Origin of the sequence: Paenarthrobacter sp. Y-19 (assembly GCF_029223985.1) — a bacterium.
GTDB classification, from domain to species: domain Bacteria; phylum Actinomycetota; class Actinomycetes; order Actinomycetales; family Micrococcaceae; genus Arthrobacter; species Arthrobacter nicotinovorans.
The window spans coordinates 3,068,467-3,094,094 of the sequence record NZ_CP119414.1; the positions used below are offsets into that span (position 1 = coordinate 3,068,467).

At 64.0% G+C, this 25,628-nt stretch carries 23 protein-coding genes; 8 read left to right on the forward strand and 15 right to left on the reverse strand.

Annotated features, from left to right (window positions below):
- Positions 1–84 precede the first annotated feature (84 nt).
- The 3 genes from PYR64_RS14365 to PYR64_RS14375 all read right to left on the reverse strand — a co-directional run bounded on the left by PYR64_RS14365 (position 85) and on the right by PYR64_RS14375 (position 3,923).
- A complete protein-coding gene (locus PYR64_RS14365; RefSeq protein ID WP_275775864.1) occupies positions 85–2,175 on the reverse strand; it encodes a PhoX family phosphatase in 2,091 nt (696 codons plus the stop codon).
- A 75-nt stretch (positions 2,176–2,250) separates the two neighbouring features.
- On the reverse strand, positions 2,251–3,270 hold the full coding sequence (locus PYR64_RS14370; RefSeq protein WP_275775866.1) for an o-succinylbenzoate synthase: 1,020 nt from the start codon (positions 3,268–3,270) through the stop codon (positions 2,251–2,253).
- A gap of 59 nt (positions 3,271–3,329) precedes the next feature.
- Positions 3,330–3,923 (reverse strand): hypothetical protein, encoded by a 594-nt coding sequence (locus tag PYR64_RS14375; protein WP_275775868.1) that lies wholly within the window; start codon positions 3,921–3,923, stop codon positions 3,330–3,332.
- Between the two features lie 103 nt (positions 3,924–4,026).
- On the opposite strand from PYR64_RS14375, the gene PYR64_RS14380 reads away from it, so the two are divergent.
- From PYR64_RS14380 to PYR64_RS14390, 3 genes are read left to right on the forward strand one after another with little or no spacing between them, the layout of a single operon-like run.
- A complete protein-coding gene (locus tag PYR64_RS14380) occupies positions 4,027–4,656 on the forward strand; it encodes a DUF2510 domain-containing protein (RefSeq protein WP_275775870.1) in 630 nt (209 codons plus the stop codon).
- Positions 4,653–5,015: a DUF2510 domain-containing protein gene (locus PYR64_RS14385; RefSeq protein WP_275775872.1), complete on the forward strand. Its 363-nt coding sequence runs from the start codon at positions 4,653–4,655 to the stop codon at positions 5,013–5,015. Before PYR64_RS14380 ends, PYR64_RS14385 begins: the two co-directional genes overlap by 4 nt.
- Before the next feature lie 35 nt (positions 5,016–5,050).
- On the forward strand, positions 5,051–6,100 hold the full coding sequence (locus tag PYR64_RS14390) for a LacI family DNA-binding transcriptional regulator (RefSeq protein ID WP_275775874.1): 1,050 nt from the start codon (positions 5,051–5,053) through the stop codon (positions 6,098–6,100).
- A 105-nt stretch (positions 6,101–6,205) separates the two neighbouring features.
- Here the strand turns inward: PYR64_RS14390 and PYR64_RS14395 are convergent, their stop codons facing one another.
- The 4 genes from PYR64_RS14395 to PYR64_RS14410 are packed head-to-tail and all read right to left on the reverse strand — an operon-like array spanning position 6,206 to position 10,929.
- Positions 6,206–7,639 carry a glycoside hydrolase family 32 protein gene (locus tag PYR64_RS14395; RefSeq protein WP_275775876.1) on the reverse strand — a complete coding sequence of 478 codons (1,434 nt, stop codon included), beginning with the start codon at positions 7,637–7,639 and terminating at the stop codon, positions 6,206–6,208.
- Between the two features lie 28 nt (positions 7,640–7,667).
- Positions 7,668–8,540 (reverse strand): carbohydrate ABC transporter permease, encoded by an 873-nt coding sequence (locus PYR64_RS14400; RefSeq protein WP_018776851.1) that lies wholly within the window; start codon positions 8,538–8,540, stop codon positions 7,668–7,670.
- An 8-nt stretch (positions 8,541–8,548) separates the two neighbouring features.
- Positions 8,549–9,514 carry a sugar ABC transporter permease gene (locus tag PYR64_RS14405; RefSeq protein ID WP_018776852.1) on the reverse strand — a complete coding sequence of 322 codons (966 nt, stop codon included), beginning with the start codon at positions 9,512–9,514 and terminating at the stop codon, positions 8,549–8,551.
- Positions 9,511–10,929, reverse strand: a complete 1,419-nt coding sequence (locus tag PYR64_RS14410; protein ID WP_018776853.1) for a sugar ABC transporter substrate-binding protein — start codon at positions 10,927–10,929, stop codon at positions 9,511–9,513. Before PYR64_RS14410 ends, PYR64_RS14405 begins: the two co-directional genes overlap by 4 nt.
- Positions 10,930–11,083: 154 nt before the next feature.
- Between PYR64_RS14410 and PYR64_RS14415 the strand changes: the two genes are divergently transcribed.
- Entirely contained in the window at positions 11,084–11,995 is a 912-nt protein-coding gene (locus PYR64_RS14415; RefSeq protein ID WP_275775879.1) for a phosphatase PAP2 family protein, read from the forward strand.
- A 67-nt stretch (positions 11,996–12,062) separates the two neighbouring features.
- On the opposite strand, the gene PYR64_RS14420 is transcribed toward PYR64_RS14415, so the two are convergent.
- Complete coding sequence (locus PYR64_RS14420; protein WP_018776855.1) at positions 12,063–12,308, reverse strand: hypothetical protein; 246 nt, start codon at positions 12,306–12,308, stop codon at positions 12,063–12,065.
- Positions 12,309–12,516: 208 nt separating this feature from the next.
- Between PYR64_RS14420 and PYR64_RS14425 the strand changes: the two genes are divergently transcribed.
- A complete protein-coding gene (locus PYR64_RS14425; protein WP_275775882.1) occupies positions 12,517–13,854 on the forward strand; it encodes an acyltransferase in 1,338 nt (445 codons plus the stop codon).
- A 91-nt stretch (positions 13,855–13,945) separates the two neighbouring features.
- On the opposite strand, the gene PYR64_RS14430 is transcribed toward PYR64_RS14425, so the two are convergent.
- The 7 genes from PYR64_RS14430 to PYR64_RS14460 form a co-directional block, all read right to left on the reverse strand.
- The gene (locus PYR64_RS14430) at positions 13,946–15,163 is read right to left on the reverse strand and encodes an MFS transporter (RefSeq protein WP_018776857.1); all 1,218 of its coding nucleotides are present in this window, start codon (positions 15,161–15,163) and stop codon (positions 13,946–13,948) included.
- 130 nt (positions 15,164–15,293) lie between these two features.
- On the reverse strand, positions 15,294–16,862 hold the full coding sequence (locus PYR64_RS14435; RefSeq protein ID WP_275775884.1) for a cell wall anchor protein: 1,569 nt from the start codon (positions 16,860–16,862) through the stop codon (positions 15,294–15,296).
- 98 nt (positions 16,863–16,960) lie between these two features.
- Positions 16,961–18,025, reverse strand: coding sequence for a hypothetical protein (locus PYR64_RS14440; protein WP_275775886.1), 1,065 nt, complete (start codon positions 18,023–18,025; stop codon positions 16,961–16,963).
- A gap of 112 nt (positions 18,026–18,137) precedes the next feature.
- Positions 18,138–19,010 carry an MBL fold metallo-hydrolase gene (locus PYR64_RS14445; RefSeq protein WP_227453550.1) on the reverse strand — a complete coding sequence of 291 codons (873 nt, stop codon included), beginning with the start codon at positions 19,008–19,010 and terminating at the stop codon, positions 18,138–18,140.
- A 101-nt stretch (positions 19,011–19,111) separates the two neighbouring features.
- A complete protein-coding gene (locus PYR64_RS14450; protein ID WP_275775888.1) occupies positions 19,112–21,283 on the reverse strand; it encodes a S8 family serine peptidase in 2,172 nt (723 codons plus the stop codon).
- 257 nt (positions 21,284–21,540) lie between these two features.
- Positions 21,541–23,073, reverse strand: a complete 1,533-nt coding sequence (locus PYR64_RS14455; RefSeq protein ID WP_275775890.1) for a hypothetical protein — start codon at positions 23,071–23,073, stop codon at positions 21,541–21,543.
- Between the two features lie 339 nt (positions 23,074–23,412).
- Positions 23,413–23,781, reverse strand: coding sequence for a VOC family protein (locus PYR64_RS14460; RefSeq protein ID WP_018776863.1), 369 nt, complete (start codon positions 23,779–23,781; stop codon positions 23,413–23,415).
- Positions 23,782–23,844: 63 nt separating this feature from the next.
- On the opposite strand from PYR64_RS14460, the gene PYR64_RS14465 reads away from it, so the two are divergent.
- The 3 genes from PYR64_RS14465 to PYR64_RS14475 all read left to right on the forward strand — a co-directional run bounded on the left by PYR64_RS14465 (position 23,845) and on the right by PYR64_RS14475 (position 25,561).
- Positions 23,845–24,312 carry a MarR family transcriptional regulator gene (locus PYR64_RS14465; protein WP_064721510.1) on the forward strand — a complete coding sequence of 156 codons (468 nt, stop codon included), beginning with the start codon at positions 23,845–23,847 and terminating at the stop codon, positions 24,310–24,312.
- Entirely contained in the window at positions 24,299–24,784 is a 486-nt protein-coding gene (locus PYR64_RS14470; protein WP_275775893.1) for a hypothetical protein, read from the forward strand. The genes PYR64_RS14465 and PYR64_RS14470 overlap by 14 nt, the downstream gene beginning before the upstream one ends.
- A 93-nt stretch (positions 24,785–24,877) precedes the next feature.
- Positions 24,878–25,561, forward strand: a complete 684-nt coding sequence (locus tag PYR64_RS14475; protein WP_275775895.1) for a hypothetical protein — start codon at positions 24,878–24,880, stop codon at positions 25,559–25,561.
- The last annotated feature ends 67 nt before the right edge of the window (positions 25,562–25,628 follow it).

Sequence of the window (25,628 nt, forward strand, 5' to 3'; positions counted from 1 at the left end):
AAACACGCGGAACGTGAGCAAGCGTTTGGGGGTGCAGAAACGCTCCCCTACCTCCAGGAGGTAAGGGAGCGTTTCGGGTTTCAGTTACTTGCGGAACACCTGCACGATCGAAGGGCGGGGTGCCCGAACCGCGCCGGCAGCCGGGGTGGCTCCGGCCGGAACGTAGTCCGGGAAGTATGAGTGGGGCGCGTCGAACGTGCCTTCCTCACCCGGGTGCTGGACCGCGACAAACACGGTGCGCTCTTCGTCGTGGACGATCGGGCCACACGTTTCGGCGTCGCGGGGAACGGCCAGGAACTGCTCTACCTTGCCGCGCTCCGGGCCTTCCAAAGTGACCTTGAACAAACCATCGTTGTAGCCGATGGTGGACGGGGCGCCGTCGGTGGAAATCCAAAGGTTACCGACGGAGTCGAACGCTACGTTATCCGGGCAGGAAATCGGCGACACCTTGTTGGCCGGGAATCCGGAGAAGTACGTGGAGTTGTTCTTGGCGGGATCACCGGCCACCAGCAGCAGGGTCCAGTTGAACTTGGTACCGGTCTGTTCCTTGCCCTCGGTGATCTCGACGATGTGGCCATCCCGGTTGAGGGTGCGCGGGTTGACCTCGGTCGCCCCTTCCTTGCCTGCCTTGCCGCGGTCCGAGTTGTTGGTGCAGGCCACGTAGACCTTGCCGGTGCGCAGGTTGGGCTGAACGTCTTCGCAACGGTCCATTTTGGTGGGGCCGACTTTGTCAGCCGCCAGTCGCGTGTACACCAAAACTTCTGCCACGGACATGCCGGGAACTGCTGAGGCGCCGCCGACAACCAAGGGCAACCATTCGCCCGAACCATCGAAGGCTCCGTCGGCGGGGACCTTGCCGGTGCCATCAATCTCGGCCGCAGGCGAGTCGCCCGTGAAGCGGGCGACATACAGGTCGCCTTCGGAGAGCAGGCTCATGTTGTTCTTGCGTGCTGCCTTGGAGTCACCCGCTTGGTACTTTCCCTTGGAGACAAACTTGTAGAGGTAATCGAAGCGCTCGTCGTCGCCCATGTAGGCAACAACGCGGCCGTCCGGAGCAAGAATGACGTTGGCGCCCTCGTGCTTGAAGCGGCCCATGGCGGAGTGCTTCCTCGGCGTGGAGGTGGGGTCGAACGGATCAACTTCCACGATCCAGCCGAAGCGGTTGCTTTCGTTGGCGTAGCCGGAGTTGCGGGTGTCGAAACGCGGCTCGTCGAGCTCCCACTGGCGGGTGGTTGGCTTCGAGGACAGGCCGTAGCGCTTGTCTGCGTCGCTGGTTCCAGGTGTCGCAAAGTAGCCGTTGAAGTTTTCCTCGCCGGAGAGGATGGTGCCCCACGGCGTGGTGCCGCCGGAGCAGTTGCCCAGGGTGCCCTTGATCCAGCGGCCCGCGGGATCATCAATGGTCTTGACGAGGTTGGTACCGGCGGCGGGACCGGTCAGTTCGTACACAGTGTCGGTGAGGAAGCGCCGGTTCAGGGCAGCACCCTGGACGTAGCTCCACGGCTTGTTCTTGTTCTTGCGCTCGAGCTCCACGACGGCCAGGCCGTGGGCGGCCCGGCCGATGGCACGGGCTTCTGCTGCGTCGAAGCCGACCGGCAGCATGATGTTCTCGTTCGTGTACTCGTGGTTGGTGAAGAGAACGGCACGGCGGTCCTTGGAACCCGGGATCGGCAGGATGTCCGTGTAGTCGTTGTTGTAACCAAACTGACGGGCCTGGGCGGCAGCTGTCTGTTTGGTGATATCGAAAGCCGGTGAGTCGGCGAACAGCGGGTCTCCCCATCGGATGATGGGGTTCCAGCCGAAGCCCTCGGGAACGGTGAAAGCGTCGACGGCGGCGTCGACCGGCTTGATGGCCGTGAACTGAAGCTTGGACTTCTCGAAGCCCTTCTTGGCCGCGTTGGACAGTCCGTTGCCCGAATCGGCGACTGCAGAGTCAGCACCGGTTACGGCACCACCAAGAACGACGGCGAGCGCACCTGCCGCGCCGAGGCCCAGGGCAGCACGGCGGGACATAGCCGTGGAGGCGATGTCGCGGAAGTAGCCGTTGGCGCTGGTGTTGCAGACATCGCCGGCACAGGCGTTGTCACACTTGAGTGCGCAGGTTACGGCGCTGCGCTTGCCTTTGGTGTGGCCGAGCATGGGGAGCAGCGGAAACGTGCGTCCGGTGGTTTCAGACATGGGGGACCTTCCAGAGTGTGTACGAGGTTCCCGCTGAGCCTTTCAGCGGAATCCAAAGCTGAGAGGTCCCTCCGGTTAAGACCCGGTGAACAAACGGTGCTGGTTCCCGGCAAGGACGGAGTGGACGCGTCGCAGACGGTCCAGCCACCAGTCCCGGCGCTCCGCCGAAGCTGCGTACTGCTCAAGCAGCCCGGTATCCGCGGCCGTGTCCCGCAAGCGGATGGCGCCGTCGTCGGCCACCAGGGGATCCACGGTGATGTCCGACGCGAACAGCGAAACGGTGCCCAAACCGCAGGCGTACGGCAGCGACGGAAGGGCAGCCGCGAGGGCGAGGCCCGCCCGGATACCTACGGAGGTGTCGAGTGCGGAACTGACGACGGCGGGCAGCCCGGCTTGCTGGACAATGTCCAAGGCGCGGCGTACTCCTCCGAGCGGGGCAACCTTGACCACGATGAGGTCGGCGGCGCCGGCCCGTGCCACGCGCAGGGGATCATCTTCCTTGCGAACACTCTCGTCCGCGGCGATGAGGACCGGTGTTCCCGCCGAAGAGAGCCTGCGGCGGACTTCCGCCAGGCCGTCAATGGTCGGCACGGGTTGTTCTGCATACTCCAAGCCGACAGCTGATAGCTTCCCCAGCGCGTCCACTGCCTGGTCCACGTCCCAGCCCCCGTTGGCGTCCACCCGGATGGCGGCATCGGGAAGGGCCTCGCGCACGGCAACTACCCGCGCCAGGTCATCGGCGAGTTGCTGTCCTTTTTCAGCGACTTTGATCTTGACTGCATCTACGCGACCGAACCGGGCGAGTACCTCCGGGACGCGGTCAGCCGAAACCGCGGGGACCGTCGCGTTCACCGGTATTACGTCCCGCGACGCTTCCGGGAACCCAAGCCAGCCCGCTTCCAAGGCGGCCGCCAACCAGCGGGAGGATTCGTCGTCGTCGTATTCCGGGAAAGGGCAGAACTCTCCCCAGCCGAGCGGTCCGCGCAACAGGAGGGTCTCGCGCTCCATGATGCCGCGGAACTTCACGCGCATGGGCAACGAGACGACGTAGGCGGAATCGAGAAGTTCTTGGAGATCAGGAAGGCGAACAGGCATAGTGCCACTGTACCGGCGGCCTTTTCACCCAGGACAAGCGGAACGGGCTATGTGGAAAACTACTCCGACCAGTACCCGCGCACTTCTTCCCGTGCCGTTGCCAAACGTTTACCGGGAACTGTCAAGGTGCTTTCGGCCAACCCTTGGTTATCCCACTTTGCAACGATTTTCAGCTCCCCCTCTGCAGGCAGCGGACACAGCCAATACCGTGCAGAGCCTTCTGCCTGCTGATCCCCGGCACTGCCGCCGGCACCTCCCCATTCCACGAGAACCGGCCCCGTAACCTCTTCGGAGCCTTCGAACATGGATGGCCTTGTTGCCCCGGCAAACGCCTTGCGCCCGTCCGGGAGCCCTGCCCCGATCATGATTCCCGGCAGCCCGGGCCGCTGGAAGCTCCGTTCCATGACGTCCCGCCACTCCTGGTCGGATTCGTTTGAGCGCCGAACACACCATACGAGGTCCAAGAGGCATCCCGTAGAGAAGACTTCCACCATTTTCAGCGCCACCACCGCGTTGGCACCGCGGAGTACAAAGCCGCCGGGGGACACTACACCGGGCAGTTCGCCCGACGGCGGCCCCGACCATTCCGGCTGAGCCGGCTGTGTCAGGGGTTGCCGGACAGGGGGCTCGGGGAGGTCGTCAAAGAAGCTCATTATTCATGCTTACACCGCCACATAACCTCTGGGGAAGGTCGCCTGATAACCGAGAGACGGCAACCGCGATATTCTCGAAGTCACAACACAACGTGGGGGAAACATGACTCAATCAATGCCCGGTTCCACAACTCCTGCCGGCTGGTACCCCGACCCTTCGGACCCGAGGTTCGTGCGCTGGTGGGACGGCACTGCGTGGACTGCCCAGCAGGCCCCGCGCACCATGCAGTACCAGGCGCCGGTTCCTCAACCACGTCCGCAGATAAGTCCGCAAACTCCTGTGTACAACCCTTTCATTTGGGTCATCACGTTCCTGCCGCTTGTCTCGATCATTTTCATGCTGACCTGGCAGCCGGAATTCAGGATGATCACCACCCGGCAGGGCGTCACTACCGTTGATCCCTTCTCCATTTACACCCCGGCGTACTTCCTGCTCCTGGGGTCGGGCTTCGTCTCCTACGGACTGTCGGTGTTCTTCGCGTACCTGGACCGTCAGCGCCTGCTGAAGTCCGGCGTCGAGCGTCCTTTCCATTGGGCTTGGGCGTTCCTCAATTCCGTTGTTTACGTGATTGGACGTTCGGTCATCGTCAATAAGGTCGCCCCCAAGAGAGGCTTGTGGCCGATCTGGGCAACCATTGCCGTGTTTGTGATCAGCTTGGTGGTATCGGGCATCTGGATGTCCAACTTCATGCAGTCGATGTACAACCAGTTCGGATACTCGGTCACCACGTGACGGCAGCGCCGGGATGGTATCCCGACCCGGCTGATCCCCGCTGTTTGCGCTGGTGGAACGGCACCGGTTGGACGGACCGCGTGGGACCGCCCGCATTCCAACCGACGCCCGCCCAACGCCCGTTGCTTGGCAAGGACCAGGGCGTTGAGAACCCTTTCATCTGGCTCATCGCCTGCCTGCCTTTCGGCGTGGGCGCCATGATGCTGACGTGGAGTGTGGAGGTCCGTCCGTACATTAACAGCAGCGGCTATGCCTCCATCGATCCCGGCTACGTCTTCTCAAATCGCTCTCTTTCATGCAGGCTGTGTTCTCAGAACTGGGCTACCCGACCTGACAGACCGCACCCTCACACGCGTTAGGTAGACTGCTGAGTAACCGGCAGGAGAGGAAGCCCATGAACCGCAAGGCCACCGCACTGGACGTCGCCAAGAGGGCGGGGGTTTCCAGGAGCGCGGTCTCGCTGGTGCTCAACGGGCGCGGTGACGGGAACGTGGCCAAGGAGAGCCAGGACCGCATTCGACAGGCCGCCAAGGAGCTGAACTACTCCCCCAACGCCATCGCGCTGAGCCTCCGGAACCAGCGGTCCAGGGTTATCGGCATCCTGTCCGACGAAGTAGTGGTGAGCCCGTTCGACGGCAACATCATCGGCGGGGCGGACGACATCGCCCGCAGCCGTGGTTTCGTAACTCTCGTCATGGACACCGAGCGCGATACTGCCCGGGATGCGAGCGCAATCGAGACGCTTCTGGACCGGCAGGTGGACGGCCTCATGTACGTCACTGTCGGCCTGAAACCGATCGAGATCCCGCAGGGGATGCTCCGCATACCGTCCGTGCTGGCCAATTGCTATGACGAACATCCGGAACCGCAGCTCCACCACGTCATTCCCGACGAGATCACCGGCGGCAGGGAGGCCACGGAGCATCTGCTGCAATGGGGGCACCGGGACATCGCGCTGCTCGCCGGATCCGAGGATTCTCCCGCAGCACCGCTCCGTGTCCAGGGATACCGGGATGCCCACGCCCTGGCCGGCGTTCCGTTCCGCGACGAGCGGGTCTTCATGGCGGGATGGGACATTGATGCCGGTTACCACGGCGCCATGAAGCTGCTCGACGGCGTGTCCCCGGCTGATCGCCCGACGGCCATCATGTGCGCAAATGACCGCTTGGCTGTCGGCGTCGCCCTGGCTGCAGCCCGTTTGGGCCTAAGTGTCCCCCGGGACTTGTCCATCATGGGCTACGACGACGAAGCCCGCATCGCGGACACCATGGTCCCGGCCCTCACCACCATGGCCCTGCCGTTGCGTGAAATCGGCCGCGCGGCCATGACCACCCTGCTGGACACCATCGAGGGCGGTGAAGGCACGACGGCGGCACGCACCATGGAGACGATGGTCCCCTGCCGCTTGGTGGTGCGTGAGTCGACCGGCCCGGCACCACACTGAGCTGAACAATGAGGCCCGTGCATTGCGCGGCCCAACAATGCGGGGCCCAATCTGCGCCCCAAAAGACAGGGATAAACCGCAGACCGGGCCCCGCAATGTGAAGGATTACTCGGCGGGCAGCGCCAACTCCCAGACGTCGGCAGTCGCGCCGTCGGGGAGGTTGAGGGTCCAGCCTTCCCCTGGAGCCGGGTAGGCCCGGAGGGTGGTGGCAACGGTCCCGGACTGGTACACCTCCACCAGGGATGCATCGATGAAGATCCGCAGCTCCCTGACCAAGGGACCTGAGTAGACCACCTGTGCGTTATCCCCTGAACCAAGGACCAACTGCACGGCCTCCAAAGACCCGGCCCCGGCCCCCGAAGACCCGGCCACCGAAGACCCAGACCCGGCCACAGCACCCCGGACCAGCACCTCGGCGAACCCCGGAAGCGCCACGGATCCGTCAGCACCGGAAGCCACGGCAGTGCCCCGGTAAGCCTCAACCTCGGGCGCAGGAGTGATTGCCAGCGCGCCGTCAACCACCGACACGACGCGAGGATGCGTCAGGACACCCGACCACCCGGCGTCGTCGATTTCTTCCTGGGTGCGGCCACGCCGGCCGTCGCGTCCGGGGCCTTCGTTGGCCCATCCCCACAAGAGAGCCGCAGGCGCAGAATCAGCGGAACCGTACTGGAGCTGCATGATCTGCGGAGCGTAGAAGTCCCGGCCGAGATCGGACTTGCCGCCGGACACGGGTGCGAAAACGGGCAAACCGGTGTCGGGATCCGAGGTCATGGAACCGATCAGGTGGCCCACGCCGTTCGCGTGCTCGTGGTCGTCCCCGGAGAGCCACAGCGAGAACATCATGACCCATGCGGAGCCACCCGAAGATGCGGGTACCTGCACCAACTGCGGGCATTCCCAGATCTCAGCCGGTGTGTGGACAGCCGCTACGGGGTCAGCCGTGGTCAGCCAAATCCCCTGGTACTTCCAGTCGTCCAAGGACTCCACCGTGTAGAGCAACAAGGCGGCGCGACCGTCGGCAAGTCCGGCTCCCTGCATGGCGTAGCGGGCACCGTTGAAGTGGAAGATAAACGGGTCGCGGACGGCGGTAACCAGCGGGTCGGAAGGCATGGACACGGCAACGTGCCCGTCCTGCTTCCACGTGACCAGATCCGAGGAGCCGCGCGCGATCACAACCTGCGAATGCCCTCCGTGGTCCTGAACGCCCGAGTAGGCTGCGGTGGGCACTCCGTCGTCGGAAGTCACCACGCCGGTCCAGCACCCGGCGGAGTCCGGTCCACCGGCCTGGGGAACGAGTGCAACCGGGTGCTCTTCCCAGCGGACCAAGTCCGGGGAGCTGACATGTCCCCACTGGATCTGCTGGTGCCGGGCAGAGTCCGGGTTGTACTGGAAGAACACGTGGTAGCGGCCGTTGATGTAGCTGACGCCGTTGGGGTCGTTGATCCAGCCCTGCGCCGGCCGCGGGTGGAAGCGCGGGAACGCCGCATCCGGATGTGTCGTAGCTGAGGAGAGAGAGTCAAGGGCAAGGTCCGTCAACGGAACACCTTTCAGAGTGAGTGGGAAACTACTTGCCCGTGCCTGCGGTGAGCCCGTCCTGCAGCGCGCGCTGGCCGAACATGAACACCACCAGCGCGGGAATCATGGAGAGGACAACACCGGCAAGGACCACCGAAATGCTTCCGGTGCCGAGGTTGCCTTGGAGCGACACCAGTCCTAGCGGCAGGGTGAAGTTCTGCTCGGAGATGGTCATGATGAGGGGCCGGAAGAACTCGTTCCAGTGGAAGTTGAACGCCAGGATGCCCACGATCGCCAGGCCGGGCATGGCCAGCGGCGCGTAGACAGAGCGGAAGGTCCGCCATGGCGAGGCTCCGTCGATGGCAGCCGCTTCAGCGAGCTCACCCGGCAACCCCATGAAGTATTGGCGCATCAGGAAGGTGCCGAACGCCGTCGGGATGGCCGGAATAATCAGCGCCAGCAAGGTGTCGGAGAGACCTACTCCACGGATCAGCATGAAGACCGGCACGATCGTCACCTGCGCGGGCACCATCATGGTTGCCAGCACGATGGAGAAGAGCGCGCCGCGTCCCCGGAATTTCAGGTGTGCGAACGCGTAGCCTGCCAGGGCGGCTGTGATCATCTGCCCGACGGCGATCAGCCCGGTCACCAGGGCACTGTTCACCACCAGGGCCACGATGTTGAGCTGTTTGAACACTTGCTCGTAGGAGGTCAGGTCCGGGTTCAGCGGCAGGAATGCGGGCGGCAGCTTGAAGGACTCCGACGGCGGCCGCAGCGAGGTGGACAGCGTCCACAGCACGGGGCCCAGGACAAAGACGGACGCGATCAGCAAGACGACGACGCGGACGGCCACTGACCAATCGCGCTTCTTCCGCGTGACGACAGGCTCCGTGGTGGTGACACGTTCTTGAATGGTTGTCATGGCGGGCCTTACTGGTAGAAGACGAATCGTTTGCTGAGCCGGAACTGCGCGGCGGTGATGGCCATGATGATGAGCGTGAGGATCACGCCGATCGCCGAAGCCTGGCCGAACTCGAGGCGTTGGAACGCGGACTCGAAGATCACCATCACGGCTGTGCGCGTTGAGTCGCCGGGCCCGCCGCGGGTGAGGACGTAGGGCTGGTCGAACACTTGGAGTGCGTTGATGATGGCCATGACCGAGGCCACCAGGGTGGTGGGGCTCAGCAGCGGCAGGGTGACGAACCAGTGCTTGCGCCAGCCCGTCGCGCCGTCAATGGAGGCGGCCTCGTACGTCTCCACGGGAATGGAAGCCAGCCCGCCGATGAACAGCAGGAACGAGAACCCGAAGTTCTGCCACACGTACACAAGGATCACGACGGCGGCCGACCCGCCTGGCGTCGTCAGCCAAGGCACCGCGGGGATGCCGACGATGGACAGCAACCAGTTCACGACGCCGAACTGCTCGTTGAAGAGGTAGCGCATGAAGATCGACACCGAGGCCGCGGACAGGATCAGCGGGAAGAAGAATGCAGAGCGGAAGAAGACCCGCAGCCAGGCCGGGAGCTTCTCCTGCACCATGATCGCCAGGCCGAGCGCCAGTCCCAGCTGGAGCGCCACCGCCACCACCACGAACACGATGGTGTTCAGGAACGAGACCCGGACGGTGGGGTCCTGGACTACCTCGGCGAAGTTGTCGAAGCCAACGAACGTCGGCGCGGAGATGATGTCCCAGCGGAAGAAGGCCAGCGCGATCGAAGCGACGATCGGGAGCAGGGTGAAGATGCCCATGCCCGCGATGGTCGGGGCCAGGAATGCCCACGGCAGCCAGCGCTGCTGCACGCGGCCGCGCTTGGTCTCCTGTGCGTTCTTACGGGCCGCTTGCCGGCGGCCCGGCTCACTTCCCGTCCCCGTGGAGGTACTGGTTGCGGTACTCATGGCTGCCTCCTCAGGGCCAGTTCAAGGTCGCGCTGCATGGAGTTGAGAGCGTCCTTGAGTTGGCGCTCGTCGCCGCTGACAGCCAGGCTTACGTTTTTCATCAGGGCGGTCTCGACGGCGGCCTGCTGGGGTGGCGCCGGAATGGGACCTGTGGTGGGGAACTTGTCCAAGGTGTCGTAGAAGACCTTCCAGTTCCGTGGACCGGTTCCTGCATAGAGCTGCTCATTGACCATGGAGCGGCGGGCGGGGGTGGTGTTCGGTGTGGGGAACACGATCCGCATGGCCTCCAGGCTGGAGCTGAACTTCACCCATTCCCAGGCTGCGTCCTTGTCCTTGGCGGTCTTCATGATCGCGTAGCCTGCCGTGCCGAACTGGTGCCGCTGTGTCCGCCATTTCGGGAAGAACTGGACATCGAATTCGTCCTCTGTCATCCCCGCTTCATGGAGGCCTTGGACCCAATAGCCGCCTGCCGGCGTCGTACCTATCCTGTTGGAGGCGAAGAGGCCGATCAGTGCGCTTCCGCCGCCTTCCTCGGGCCGGACGCCAAGGCCGTCCTTGACCAGTCCACGGAGGTAGTCGAAGGATTCGAAGACCCGGGGATCGTCGGCGTTGGGTTCCAGCCATTGGTAGCCGCCGGAGCGGAGGCCGCGTGAGGGGTCGTTGGCGTAGAAGCCGTCCCACAGCCATTCGCCGCCCGCGGATTTGGTTTCCTTGAGGAAGCTGGTGTCGTTGGCGTAGAGCCACGGGACCACGCCGCCGAACAGGCGGTTGGTCCAGTAGTACGGTGTGAAGTCCTTGGGGTTGGCCTTCTTCATGGCCGCGAGGGTGGCCCGGAAGTCGGTGTGGGTCCAGTCGTCGGCCGGCCTGTCCAGCCCGGCCTGCCGGAGCGCGGTGGTGTTGTAGTACATGTTGGCGGCGTTCCAGTCGATGGGAAGCTGGAACAGGCTGCCTTTGTACATGAACGCTTCCACCAGGCTGGGGTGGACGTCCGCGAAGTACTCCTTCATGTGGTCGGCGTCCCGGCGAAGGTACTCGTCAAGCGGGTGTGCCAACTTCTCGGCGAACAGCTGGGCGCCTTCGGTTGCGACGTAGACGACGTCCGGCGGAGTGCCTGCTGCCACCATGGTGAGGATCTTGGTGAAGAAGTCCTTCCAGTCCACTGCCTGGATGGCCTGGACCTTGACCTTGATTTCCGGGTGGACCTTCGCGAAGGCGTCGATGACCTTCTGGCGGGCTGCGGCGTCTGCGGCGGTGCCCATGATGGCGATGCTGAGGCTGTTGTCGCCCCGGCCTGGGATATCGGCCCCGGTCAGGCGCGGCCACGATGCCGCAGTGACTCCAACGATCCCGGCGCCGAGGGCTGTGAGGGCACTTCTACGTGTGAATTCGCGCAAAGCCCCATTGGTTCCCGACATGTAGATTTCCTTCCCTAACACGTGTTAGGAAGCGTATGACGAGCGCCTAACACGTGTCAAGTGTCACAGGAATGTTGCTTGTGTCTCACTAACCCCGCAACGCGCGGGAGGAGCTCACATGAGGCGCCCAGCGAATTGTGGCAGTCTAGTCAGAATGAGTTCCCAGCAATTCCGCACCAGCGGGAGGTCGAGCAAACGGCCGCTTCCAGCACGCGACGCAGGCGCAGGCACAGGCTTCCTCTTCTGCCTGGCCACGGCCGCAAGCATCGTGGGCCTCGTCGCGACGTACTACTTCTTTGTGCGCACCACGCCTGGACAGTTCATCGACGAGTCGGCACTGGTCGAAGCGACAGCCCTCAGCGGAACCGCCGGCCGTGCCTCCACGGAATTCCTGGACATGCTCCCCATGCTCTCGCTGGCAATAGCCACCATCATGGTGCTCTTCGTAACGGTGGCGCGCCGCCGCTGGAAGGCCGCGGGGATCGCCGTGGCTGCATGCGTCGCCGCCAACCTGGCCACCCAAATCCTCAAATTCTTCATCCCCGACCGGCCCGACCGCGGCGTGCAGACACTGGAACTGAACTCGCTCCCGTCAGGGCACACCACCCTGGCCGCCTCCGCCGCGGCAGCCGTCTTCCTCATGGTGTCCCCACGCTGGCGTCCACTGGCTGGTTTCCTCGGAAGCACCTTCGCGGTGGCTACCGGAGTCTCCACCCTCATCAATCAATGGCACCGCCCCGCCGACGTCATCGCCGCGTTCCTGGTGGTGGGCGCAGTAATGCTGCCGGCGGGATGGCTGGTCCTGCGGACAGGAAGCACATGGAACGTGTGGAAGGGCTACGGGGAGCATTGGGCCGCCTCCCGGATCTGGGTCTGGCTCACCGTCGCCGCATTGCTGGCCGCCGTGATGGTGGCCGCCTATTCATTGCTGCAGGTGATGCCCGGACTCAGCACCGACAGCACCATCGACTACTTCTGGGCGGGCACGGCCTTCATTGTGATCGCCGGATATCTTTCAGCGCTCGGCGGTACATGGCTGTTCGGCTTGGCGGCCCGCAAGGCCTGACCCCCTTAAGGCCTAAAGCCCCCCGTAAGGCTTAAAACCCACCGATGGCGCCCGCCCACCGAACGGCTCAGCCCTCGACAGCTTCGCTGCGGGTCCGGTGGGCCTGTTCCCGGATGAAGGCGCGGTCCTCATCCGTAAGCACCGTGCCCCCGTGTCCGTCTACGGCACCGTCCTCACCCGTCTGCCCCTTGATGATTGCCGTGACTGTCCGCGGCACGATGACACTGCCGGGATTGTTGATGAGCCATTGCTGCGTTTCGGAAGAAAGCTGATTCCAAAATTCCCTGATGTGCATAGTGATCAGCGCTGCCATTCTTGATTGGTGGGATGTGGCGGGACCCTCAATGCACTGCCTCAAACTCGGGAAATTGGCCGGGCCCTCTCATCAAGGCTACGCCCGGCAGCGGCAATCCTGACCCGGCAAGACGGAACGTTTCCGCGAATGACGTCGACGGATGTGATCGCATGCGCTAGAGTTACTCCATTCGATGGACAAACAGCGGTTAACTCCAGGAGCTCCCATGTCTTCCACTCTTAAGCACGGCCCTCGCGGTCTCAATCCGGCCGCCCCTGCCTCACGCGACCTGGTGGTCGACTTCATCCGGGTTGCCTGCATGTTCGCCGTGGTGGCCGTGCACCTGCTCATGATGGGCATCAGCGTGGACGAATCCGGCATCGGCGTCGGCAATCCGCTGACTTCCCTGAGCTGGTTTGCTCAAGGCACATGGTTCGGCCAGGTCATGCCGCTCTTCTTCATCGTCGGCGGTTTCGCCTCCTTGACCTCGTGGCGGAGCCTGCGCCGCAAGGGAGGCGATGCCGGCGACTACCTAAGGAACCGTGTGCTGCGCCTGGTTCGTCCTACGGTTGCGTTGTACGCGTTCCTCGCCATTGCGCTCTGGATTGCGACGGCGGCCGGCGTCCCGGGCGATCTGCTCACCGTGATCGCCGCAGGAGCAGGAGTACAGCTGTGGTTCCTTGCCGCCTACCTGATCTGCCAGGCCATGGTCCCCACCATGGCCAAGCTCCACGAAGCCGCGCCCTACCGGACCATCGCCGCGTTGGCCGCGGGCGCCGTCGTCGTCGATGTCCTCCGCCTGGGCCTGGAGCACAATCCCTGGGGTTTCGACTCCAACCCGATCGGGCTGCTGAACATGGTGTTCGTTTGGGGACTGCTGCAACAGCTTGGCTTCTTCTACGCCGACGGGTTCTTCGACCGCTTTGCGCGCTGGCAGCTGGTTCTGGCTGCGGTCGGTTGCTACGCGGCGATGGTTCTGCTCACTCACTCGGGCCCGTATCCCGTGGACATGCTGACCAACCAGAACCCGCCGATGTTTCCGCTGATCCTTGTTGGCCTGGCGCATGTGCTGCTGGTCAAGGCTGCGTACCCGGCCCTGCAGCGCTGCGTGCATCGTGGCTGGGTGCAGAAAGTGATGTTCGTTGTGGGCAGCCGGGCCATGACCATCTACCTGTGGCACCTGCCGTTGATCATTGCCATGTTCGGGATCGCATTGCTGCTGCGGCTTCCGTTCCCTGAGCCTGCGGGCTTGGATTGGTGGCTCAGCCGTCCTCTCTTCTATGTGGCAGCGTGGGCCCTGGTGCTGCTGGCCTCCATGCCGCTGGTCCGGCTGGAACTTGCAAGCACTGCCCTGGCCCCGGGTGCGTCGAGGCCGGCGGTGTGGCGGATCATCACTGCCACTGTTCTGGCTGTCATTCCGCCCTTTGTGGTGATGCGGACGGCCCTCGACACAGCGAACGCGACGTGGGGGCTGGTGCTGCTGGTGATCGCTGTGGCATTGGTGACGGGCAAGGTTCCGGACCGGGCGTGGAAGCGTCCGCTTGCGGGACGCGTGGCTTCCTGACCTACTTTGGGGCGGGATCGGCGCCGAAACAACCTAATGGGGTTGTTTTGAGGCGAGGATGCGATAAAAGTTGGTAGCGAAGGCTCGCGCCTCAGTAGTTGCGGCGGTGCTTCAGCCGCGGAATTGCGACGGCGAACACCGCTGCCGCTGCGAAACCCAGTATTCCTGTGGCCCAGATGCCGGCCGAGAGCGAGACCGCAGCAGTCAGCCCCGATAACAGCACGGGTCCCCCGGTGGCGCCGGAGTCCGCGATGAAACGCCAGATTCCCAGGAAATGGCTCCGCCCGTTGTCCGGCGAGAAGTCTGCGCCCAGCGTCATGATCAATCCGGAACTGATGCCATTGCCGAAGCCGATCAGCAGTGCGACCAGGAGCAACGGGACAAAACCAGCCGTGAACGGGATCAGGATCAGTGCCGACCCCATGATCACCGTGGACGGTATCGCTACCCATTGCCGGCCCTTCCTGTCCATGAGCTTCCCCGCCGGGTAGAAGACCAGCATGTCGATCGCTCCGGACAAGCCGAACAGCAGTGAAGCATGGGTGGCGTCGAGGCCCAGATGGTCGGCCCACAGTGGGATGACTACCTGGCGCGAAGCCCGCAGTGCGCTCAGCAGCAGGATGCCGAAACCCACGCTCAGGAACACCCCCGCGTGCGACACCGCTACGCTCCGCAGCGTCGACGCCGGAGGGCGCGGACCGCCGTCGGATGTGTCGGGGGCGACCAAATCCGGGATGGTGAGCGACAAGGCAGCCGCCGCCATCATTCCCGCGAACCCAACCCAGTACGCACCACTGATGCCCGCGAACTGCATCACGCCGGCACCAATGAACGGTCCAATGAAGATGCCGATCCTGGTGACACCGCCCAGAGTGGACAGCGCCCGGGCCCGGAAGATGACCGGCACGGCCTCGGTGAGGTACTTCTGCCGGGCAAGGTTGAAGACGCTCGCGGACATGCCCACCAACGTCATGGACGCCGCGAGCAACCAGAGTCCGTGCTCCACCTGCGGGGCAAAAGCCGCAGCGCCCAAGGCCATGGCTCCCAAGGCACCGGCGCCAACGATGGACCATCGTTCACCAAACTTCTCGGTGATGATCGACGCCGGAATGTTGAAGATCCACGAGCCGAGCCCAATGAGCGTCACGATCAACGCCGACACAGCCACCGAAGCGCCCAGCTCCCGGGCCGAGAGCGCAATGACCGGCAGGACCGCCCCCTCGCCTATACAGAACAGCAGAGCGGGCCCGAAGGCCGGAAGCGCAATGCTGCGAAGGCTGAAGTTCTTGTCTGCTTGGGTGGTGGTCATCCCTTTCATCCTAGAACTCGTCAAGAGCCTCACTGACCGCGCACCCTGCCTTGGGTGCGGCGCGCAGTTGTTGCGGCTCCGAAGACCGGAGCCGCAACAACTACATGCGAAGCGGAATTACCACTCGGCCCTAGCTGCGGATGGCTGCTGCCTTCCGACGACCAAGGGCGGTCAGGACCAGGCCCATCACGAGCAACGCTCCTGCCCAGAGTGCGAAGCTGCCGTCCAGTCCCGTAGCGGCCAGGGTTTTGGCATTTCCGACGGCGGTGGAAGCTGCCGCGGTCACCGAGCCTTTGGTGCCAACAGCCGAGTGGACGCTGCCTGCGGTCACGATACTTCCGCCAGTGACGCTTCCGGTCACGGCGCCGGCAACGGGCTCGTCAACGCCAGGTTCTCCGCCCGTCGAGGGGCTTCCGGTGATCGGGGACTCGGCCGGCGGGGTAACGACCGGCGGGGTGACGACCGGCGGGGTGACGACCGGCGGGGTGACGACCGGCGGGGTGACAATCGGAGGTGTTACGTTACCGGCAGAACCGCCACCGATGCCTACCGAAGTCGAGCCAATGGTTACGGGAGCGGTGATTGGAACGATCACCTGCGTACCTGCAAGGATTCCGTCGGATCCTGAGGTGCTGGCACCCGGCGTGGTGCCGGTCGTGCTGCCGGTGGAGCCGTTGGACGTGGCTGACGAATCACCCAGCACACCAGCAGAGGTTGAACCAACGCTCACCGGAACCGTAATCGGAGCAACAACCTGAGTCCCCGAACCAACGCCCTCGGACCCCGACGTCGAAGCACCCGAAGCGGCAGGAGCCGAACCACCCGTGGAGCCGTTGGAACCGGACGTGGCCGAGGAATCACCCAACAGCCCGGCCGAGGTAGCACCGAGGCTGATCGGAGCCGTAATCGGAGCAACAACCTGCGTCCCCGAACCAATACCCTCGGACCCGGACGTCGAAGCACCCGAACCGGTGCCGGCATGAGAAGCAGCTGAACCTCCACCGCTGGACGTAGCCGCAGAATCCCCAGCCACACCCACGGCAGTGGCTCCGATGTTAACAGGGACCGAAATCGGAGCCACTACCTGAGCGCCGGACGCGATACCCTCTCCCCCCGACGTTGTTGCCTGCGCGGGCGCTTGGGCCTGTGCAGGAGCTGCTGATCCTGAAGTTGCTGCCGAGTCACCGAGTACGCCGGCCGACGTCGACCCCACCGTGATGGGAACCGTCACCGGTGCGACAACCTGGGTTCCCGAGGCGATACCGTCGGCGCCGCCGGTGGTTGCTGCCGGCGTCGAACTTGTTGCCCCGGCCGGGGCGGCAGGTGTGGCTGAGCTCGCCGCAGTGGAGCCCCCCAGCAGACCCACTGACGACGAGCCCAGGTTTACGGGCACCGTTACCGGGGCTACGACTTGCGTCCCGGATCCGATGCCGTTGGAACCGTTGGTGGTGGCTGCGGGTGCTGAACCCGAAGTTGCAGCAGGTGTGGCAGAACTGGTTGCTGCCGAGTCCCCCACCAGGCCCAAAGAGGTTGCGCCGAGGTTGATGGGCGCGGTTACTGGCGCCACCACTTGCGTGCCGGACAGAAGTCCGTCTTTGCCGCTGGTGGTATCCGCGGCGTTGGCTGCGGTGGCGCTGAGGACAATCATGCCCCCGGCAAAGCAGGTGCCGACCAGGCACTTGCGAATGGTCGTGTTCATGGTCTTTTTCTCCTGAAGGTCTTGTTCCCGGAGACGTCCGATGACGGATCGTCTGTAGTGCCGTCTGCCGCGAAAGTCGGTGCAGCAAGGCTGGGGACCTAGTCAGGAGAGGAGCCGGGATCGAATGAAACCGGCTTGGGATGTTGTTTGTCGCTGGCCGTTGCGAGGCCAGGAAGTGTGTCGGCAGGGATGATCAGGGCGGCGGCGAGGAACGCTGCCGCCGGGTTTGGCGGACCGTTGGAAGACCCGGCGGAACCGCCGCCGGCGAGGCCTGATGGGACCGTGTCGCGGTCACCCGGCAGACCGGGTTGCGTTGCCGGATCAGCGGACGACGACGAGGCGCCAAGCACCGCGGTGATTCCCGTGGGGCCGAAGCTACGGGTGGACATCACCCATGGAGATGCATCGAGTGCGGTCCCCGCAGCCGCGGACGGTTCCGAAAGTTGGCTTTGTTCAGCCGGGGCACTTGTGGCCGGGTCAGCTGGAATTACGACGTCGGTCCCCGGCGAGGTGCCGGCGTCCAGTCCGGCCGGAGGTATTGACCCACTGGTAACGGGTGCAGCCGGGACCTCCTCCGCAGGGACGGCAACCGGAGGCACAACTACGGGTGGAAGGGTCACCGGTGGAACCACGGAATCGAGGGGTGGCAGAACTGCATCGACCACGCCCACCACCGGCTGCACCACGGGGTTGAGCACATCGGTCACAGGTTCCAGGCGCACGGGTTCCAGGGCTGAGTTCACCGGCGGGACAACGACGTCAACCGTGCGGTCCACGGTATCTGTAGCCGGAACGAGCACTGTGTTCACGACTGTTCCCGCGGCGTCCCCTGGGAGGACCTGGTTGACCACCGGCACGGCGCTTATTGCCTGATCCACTGTGCCGCCCGCGTGCTGCATCACGGGCGTGACGGCAGGTACGGGGACGTTGAGGTGATCGGCCGGCAGCAAGCCCTTGACGGCGGCCGGCAGGGCTACGTCGGGAAGCGGAATGCTGATGGAGCTCGATGAGGTCGTGCTCTCCAAGAGGTTCTTTTCGGCAGGACCCGCGTCCGCATTTGCAGCGGTGGCTGAGAGCGCCATCCAGATTGCGGTACCGGCACCCGCGACCATGACGGAGCGGAGAATGCTGGCAGCACGCGGAAAAACGCGCGAACCCCTCATCTCGACACCCCCAGGTAGTCGCGAACCATTGGTCGCCTTCATCCTAGGAAGGACTATTGGAATAGTCCATAGTCAGGAGTAAAGAAGATGAGAAATTTGTAAGGAACCTTGTTTATGACGGGTAGGAGCCTGTTTTCCCGGGACCAAAGTCTGCCGTGCCCAGCGAGGTGCGTCCTTGGGCGTTGGTTTCCTGCAGCCGCTTGATGAACCAGCGCGATTGTTCCGGGCCGTAAGGCAGCACTGGAATGGCCTTCGTGGCGTCTGAGGGCATGTCGCGGATGGACTGGGTTGCCTGGCGCACCGCCGTGCCCATGGTGTCTGCCATTGTCTTGACGAACTCGTCACTGACATGTTTTCCGTGGCCCGGGACCAGGAATTCGTAACGGTGCCTCAGCGCCGAGATGTGCCGCAGCGCATCCGCCCACTCTTCGGGATAGGAGTCCTCGAACGACGGGTGCGCGCCCTGTTCCACCAGGTCACCCACGTACAGGGTGGAGCTGGTTCCTACCAGCAGGTCGCCGTCCGTGTGGGCCCGGCCCAGGTAAAACAGCGTGGCGGTGATCCCGCCGAGGTCCACCAGCACAGGCTGGTCGTGGACCAGCGCGTTCGGGACAACAATTTCGACGGCGTCGCCCTCCCCCGCTGCCATCTCGGGTTCGTTGGTGGCCACGAAGCGTCGCTGGTTGTCGGCGTCGCGTTCGATGGTGGCCGCACAGTTGGCGTGCGCCCAAAACTCGGTAACGCCGTCGTCAGCGAAAACGGCGTTACCGAAGAAGTGGTCGTAGTGCGCATGGGTGTTCACCACCACCAGCGGCAGCTGGGTCTTTTCACGAACCGCAGCAAGGATCTCCCGGCCTTGGCGCGGGCCGCAGCCGGTGTCGATGACCATGGCGAGCTCAGAGCCCACCACCAGCCCGGTGTTGAGTAACGATCCCTCGGTTTCCAAGACGTAGTTGTCCGGTCCAAGTTCCAGCCAAGCTGACAATGCGTTCTCCGTATCCACTGCAATCCGGCGATGTTCAGGCCTCTACTCTACCCACGGAAAGCTGGGAGGGAGCGGAATGAACCGGCCGCCGGTGCGGGGATTTAGAGAATGGCGGTCATGACGTTCCAGCCGGCGCCGACCTGGCCGAAGCGCAGCCACCATCCGGAGCCATCGCCGGTGTAGAGCAGCAGATCTCCGGCTGTGTTGCGCCCAAGGACGTCCACCTTGCCGTCGCCGTCGAAATCACCGGGCGCCTCAATGGCGTTGAAGATGTTCCAGCCGGAGCCGATTTGACTGGTGGCCAGCCACCCGCCCGTGCCGTTCCCCGGGTAGAGCAGGAGTGCTCCGGACCCGTTGCGGGCAATGATGTCTGCTTTGCCGTCGCCGTTGAAGTCACCTACGCCGTCGATGGCCGTCATGATGTTCCAGCCGGCGCCGATCTGGCGAGGCTGCAGCCAGCCGCCGGTGCCGTTGCCCGGGTAAAGCCAGAGCACGCCGTTGCCGTCGCGGGCAATGATGTCAGCAGTTGCGTCGCCGTTGAAGTCACCTGATGCCTTGATGGAGGTCATCACGTTCCAGCCGGCACCGATCTGACGGGCGCCCAGCAGGCCGCCCCAACCGTTGCCCGGGTAAAGCCACAGCACGCCGTTGCCGTCGCGGGCAATGACATCTGCGTAGCCGTCGCCGTTGAAGTCGCCCGGTGCCTCGATGGAGGTCATGCCGTTCCAGCCCACACCGATCTGGGTGCGGCCGCCCTTCCAGCCCCCGTAGCCGTTGCCCCGGTAAAGCCACAGGGCACCGCTGCCGTCGCGGGCAATGACGTCGCTGGTGCCGTCTCCGTTGAAGTCGGTGAGCTTCTTGTTCAGTGCTGCAGCGGGGGCGGTGCCACCGAACTTCTTCAATGCCGCGGTGGCATCCACCAGGCCCGCGCCGCATCCGGCCGAGCAGCCACCCGGCAGCGGCCTGGCCGACTCTTTGAGCTGCTGCTCCACCTGTGCAGGAGTGACGGTGCTGCCCTCGGCGGACATAAGAAGAGCTGCAACGCCCGCCACGTGGGGAGCGGCCATGGACGTTCCCTCCATCCAGGCGAAAGCGGGCTCGCCGGGCGTGGTGGTTCCGTAGTTCAGGGTGGACAAAATCCCGCGGCTCACGTCAACCGACATGTCGCCACCGGGTGCCGTGACGTCCACGGTGGGACCGTAGTTGGAGTACACGGCCCGGGCTCCGGCTTTGTCGCTGGCAGCTACGGCGATGACGTTCTGGCAGTTGGCAGGGCTGGCATCAGCCGCAGGGCGGTTGGAGTTACCTGCCGAGGCAACAACCACGGCTCCGGCGTTGTACGCAAAGTTGATGGCATTCTGGTACGTGGTGGAGCACTCTTTGATGCCGCCCAGGCTGAGGTTAATGACCTTGGCCGGGTTGGGGTTCACGGGAGCATCAGCCACTACGCCACCTGCAGCCCAAATGATCGAATCGGCGATATCGGAGCTGTAGCCGCCACAGACGCCAAGCGCCCGGACGGGGAGAATCCTGGCACCCGGCGCAACGCCGGAGATACCGATGCTGTTGTTTCCAAGGGCCGCCACGATTCCGGCCACATGGGTTCCGTGCCATGAGGAGTTCTCGGCGGGGCTGCCGGATTCACACTCTTCCGCCGGCACCCAGTCGCCCTGGTCCGTGGGGTCGGGATCGCGGCCGTTGCCATCCCGCGCATCGGCAGCGCTGGAAATCATGTCGTAACCGGGCAACACATTGGCGTTGAGTTCAGGGTGGTTGGTGATGCCAGTGTCCACCACGGCAACAACTACGCCTTCGCCGTGGTTGTAGTCCCAGGCACCCGGGGTGCGGACGCCGGACAGGTTGTCCCACAGGTTCCACTGCTCCAAGTAGCCGTAGTCCTGTGAGTGCGAGGTGGGACGCATGATGTCGTCAGCCTCTGCGTAGGCCACATTGGGATCCGCGCGAAGGGTTTCCACGAAAGCCTGGGCTTCCGTTGCCGAAAGTGCCTCATCGAGCTTGATGACGTGACCCCCGGTGGCATTTTCGCGGGAGCTCTTGGCCTGCACCCCCAGCTTGGTGGCTGCTTTGTCCGCCGCGTTCTCGGCCTTCACCGCAGCAGCCTGGGCCGCGCTGTCGCGAATACCCACGATGAACTGGTCAGTGGGGGTCTCTGCAGCGGCCTTGAGGACCTTGGGGGTGCTCGGAATGATGTTGATCTGGTCAGCAGCGGCTGGCTGGACGGCCAGTCCTCCGGTGATCAGAAGCGTGGTCATGGCTAAGCCAATGGTTCTTAGAGAACGGAGTCGGGGATTATTCACTGGGCATCCTAGGGAAATCGCGGCAGCCTTGAACGGCTGATCGCGGGCAACTGGAGACCACCAGCTGACCCCCAGGAAATTGTAAGCTGACTCTCGACTCTCCGTGCACACCGTCACATTTGTGACGGGAACGGTGCCGGATAAAGCAGGACCAGCCCACTACAGCATCCGACGGGATGCCGTAATGGGCTGGTGCCTACCGCTAGTGACGATTAGCTGTGACGGGAAGCTGCCTTCCTGCGGGTGACCAACATCAGGACCAGCCCGAAGAGGACAAGAACCGCAGCGATCGCTACGTAGGGAGTCGCCTGGGCACCAGTGGAGGCCAGGTTCTCATCCGAGCCCTCGTTCACGGACCTGTCCGCGCAAACACCCGAATTCGAGGTTCCATTACCTGCGACGCCCGGGATTTCCTCGCAGCTGTCCTCACTCGGTGCCACGGCCGGAGTCGTCTCCGAGGGAGTTGACGACGGCGGGGTCGTCGCCGAGGGGGTCGACGTCGCCGGAGGCGTCTCAACCGGCTTCGTCTCCGAAGGCGACGGGGTCGGCGTCTCAACCGGCTTCGTCTCCGAAGGCGACGGGGTCGGCGTCGGCGTCTCAACCGGCTTCGTCTCCGAAGGCGTCGGGGTCGGCGTCGGCGTCTCAACCGGCTTCGTCTCCGAAGGCGACGGGGTCGGCGTCGGCGTCTCAACCGGCTTCGTCTCCGAAGGCGACGGAGTCGGGGTCGGCGTCTCAACCGGCTTCGTCTCCGAAGGCGACGGAGTCGGGGTCGGCGTCTCAACCGGCTTCGTCTCCGAAGGCGACGGAGTCGGAGTCGGCGTCGGCGTTACCGGGATCTCGTCCACAGTGACGGTGGCCGATGCGTTGATGACCTTGGAGTCAACGTGGTTGAAGACCGCGAAAACCTGGCAGTCAGTGTCGCCGTTGTGGAACCAGTTGAGGCTGTCATCGGTAGCCGGAACCACGGAGGCGGACAGCTTCAGGGTGCCGGGCTGGTCAACCGTGACACAGAGATCGACGTCAACGGAATCGCCAACGACGGGCTGTGTGTCCACAGTCAGGAGGTTGCCTCGCAGCGTGGCGTCTGTTTCATCCGGGCACAGGGTTACGTTTCCCGTGGAGGCCGAGAGGTTGATGGGAGTACCTGCAACGTTGGTTTTCAGCGTTACTTTTGCCTGGTCCCCAACCGAAAGCGGACCTTGGGTTGCCGGCGAAATGCTCAGCTCGGGAACGTACGGCACAGCCAGGAAGTCGAGTGTCTTCTCGATATCGTTCGGGCCCAATTTGCTCTCGTCGCAGATGGACTGAGCGTATTCCCGCAAGTTGTTGTAATCCGCGACGCACCAGGCCAGCTGCTGAACCCGGTAGCGCGACTCGGAGTCCGTATCAGAGGTGACGAATACGCTTTCGGTTCCGCTGGTGTACTGGAACCCGTTCTGAACAATGTAGGCGAAGGCGCGACGTTGGAAGTCGGTCATGCCAGAATTCTTGTCAACGTCGTCATGAAGCGGACGGCCATCGATGCACGAATGCAGTTCCGGGTCCGTGCAGTACATCCAGGCGCTCACTGGACCGCCGTTTGCGGGTCCACCTTCAGCTTCGGTTGCGTACCGCACGCCGCACAGAGGAACAGTGGCATCGCCGCCGCTAGGAGCGACACCGTTGGCGGTGTACAGGGGAACGACGAGCCCGCGGTTGTAGTTGGCGAGGCTGACTCCCTCGACGGTGGTGGACGGGTCGGTCACATGTGCGGTGGTACCCGGGCAAGGTGGAGCCTCAAAGGAGGTGCTTGCAGTTGGGGGTGCCACTGCGGTTGCGGGAGTTGGCATGCCTAACTGCGCAGCAAATACCCCCGCAACCAACAGAGTTGACGCGGCCAAACCCGCGGCGAGACGTTTCAGCATTATTTCCTTCAACTTGAACTAAACGAGAACAAAGGACGGCGGCCCGCGCATTCAGCGCAGGGGGTCCCTCAGCAAGTTCGTGTTTTCAGGCCGTGTTTTGTGATGTCGAGATGCGGAAGAGTGATCAACGTCTCTTATTTGCGGGTGAGCGAACCACCACAGCTCACCCGCATTCTTTGCCTAGGTCCGGTCGTGAAGCGTGACGTGGTATCCGTCGGGGTCGGCAAAGGTGACGGTGCGACCGAACGGTCCGTCGATCGGAGCCGTGACGATTGGGTGGCCGTCACGTGCCAGGGCGTCGTGGATTTCCTGGACATCGGTGGCGTGCAACCAGATAGCGGCGCCGATGCCGGGTTGGTCGACGGATTCCAAATCAGTGCCCGGGACGATGCTCCTCAGCGCGAAGGCTATGGGCCTGGTTTCGAAGACGACGGCGTGGGGCGGGCCGGCCTGCGAGCGGATGAGGCCGAGGTAGTTCTCATAGAACGCCCGCGAGGCGTCGAGATCACGGACTTGGAGGGAGATGAAGTCGGGGCCGGTGACAGGCATGGTGGAACTCCTTAGTTCTATGTCAGTTATCTGACACGCATCAATGTATGTCAGAATACTGACATGAGTCAACGCGGGATCGACCTCACCACGTCACTGGGCTATCTGCTGAAGGAAGCCTCGAGCGCCCTCCGCGTCGCCATGGAGGCAGCACTTAGGCCGCTCGGGATGACCGTGACCCACTACTCGTGCCTGGAGCTTCTTGCGCAGCGCCCCGGTTTGTCGAACTCCGAACTGGCCCGTGGGGCGTTCGTGACACGGCAATCCATGAATGTCCTACTCCAAGCACTGGAGCGGGACGGTCACGTAACGCGACCGGCCGAAGCCCGGGTTGGAAAAGTCCTGCCTACGCAGCTCACCCCCCTCGGCCGGCGAAAGCTGGAGAAGGCGACCACGGCGGTCAGGGAGGTTGAGCTCAGGATGCTCGCCGGCATGACACAAGAGGACCAATCAACAGCGCTCAGGATCCTGCGAAGCATGGTCCACTCCCTGCGCGACGATGACCAGGAAACAAACGATGCGGATCATTAGCACCCTCCGCAAAGGTGCCGCAGCCGCCGTCGTTGGTGTTCTGCTGAGCGGTTGCACCACACCCGCCGCACCGTCGCGCCCAATGGCGGCAGCTGAAGCAGCCGTGTCGGAAATCCCCGGCGCGACGTTCCAAGCGGACCGTGCGCGGAACGGTACGACGGCCTACGTCAACGCGACGCTGTCCGTAACGGACGCCTTCGCCGGCGATCCGGCCGCGCTTCTTGACTACTCGCTGGGACAACTGGCCTCCCAGGACGAGGTGGATCGGGGACAGTTTGTGCGCCTGAACTTTGATGGGCCGGGGCAGACGCCGGAGAAAACAAAGACACTACTGGTGTCCTTGAGGATCAATTCGGAGCAATACGGTGGCGGATCCTCGCTGGAGCTCGCCAACCAGGACCTTGACGAGCGATACGGCACCTGGCCCGCGTCCCCGCCGTCGCTTCCGCCGTCGCTCCGCTCAGCGCGCTGACGACACGCATGGGCTGGGGTGCCCATCGCAGCATCGGCCCGGTCCGCCTAGGGTGGAAGGTGCCCGGGAACCTTGGGCACTTTGGGGGAAGACATGCGCAATACAAATTCACGACGGCGGCATCGCCGTCTGCTTTCGGCTACGGCAATCGTTGTGCTCACCGCAGTTACGGCCGGCGGGCTGGCAGGATGCAGGGTTGAAAAGCGGCCGGCGCCGCCGTACCCGACCGTCGAATGGCAGGGGGCTGCTCCCACAGGACCGTTGGAGTCCGACCCGTGGGTACAGGCCACAAGGGACTTCCTCGAAGCAGAGGCCGTGGCCCGCAACATCAACGATTTCTCGATACCTGAGCTCGTCCGAACGGCCGGCAGGGATATGCGGAGCCGTGCAGCGAGACCGGCATTCGACGACGTGAAACAGAGACGGCGCCCGGACATCCTTCCCGGGCCAACGCCGTTCTTGCCCCTCTCTGTGACGCCCGACTTCCGGGGCGACCCGAACCGGGCAGCTGTCAGGGGGTGCAGAGCAACTGCGTGGTCTTCGGAAAAGGGAGAAGTGCCTTCCGAGCTGAAGGGCCACGGCGTCGAGTACCGGATGGAACGGCTGGCTGACGGCACCATGCGGGTGGAATCCTCAGCGAGCGTCCCGGCTTTGGACTGCGCCGATGCCATGCTTCCCGTGTCATTGTTCGCCCCAGCGCCGGAGCCCTCAGACGTCACCGATGTTAAGGACATCGTGATCGCCGAGCGCGCCGACATTGATCCGCCCGGCAAATGAGGGGTCAACACCCAGGAGCGGGCATGGCCGTCATGTTGCTCTGCGCAGCGTTGCTCGCCGGATGCAC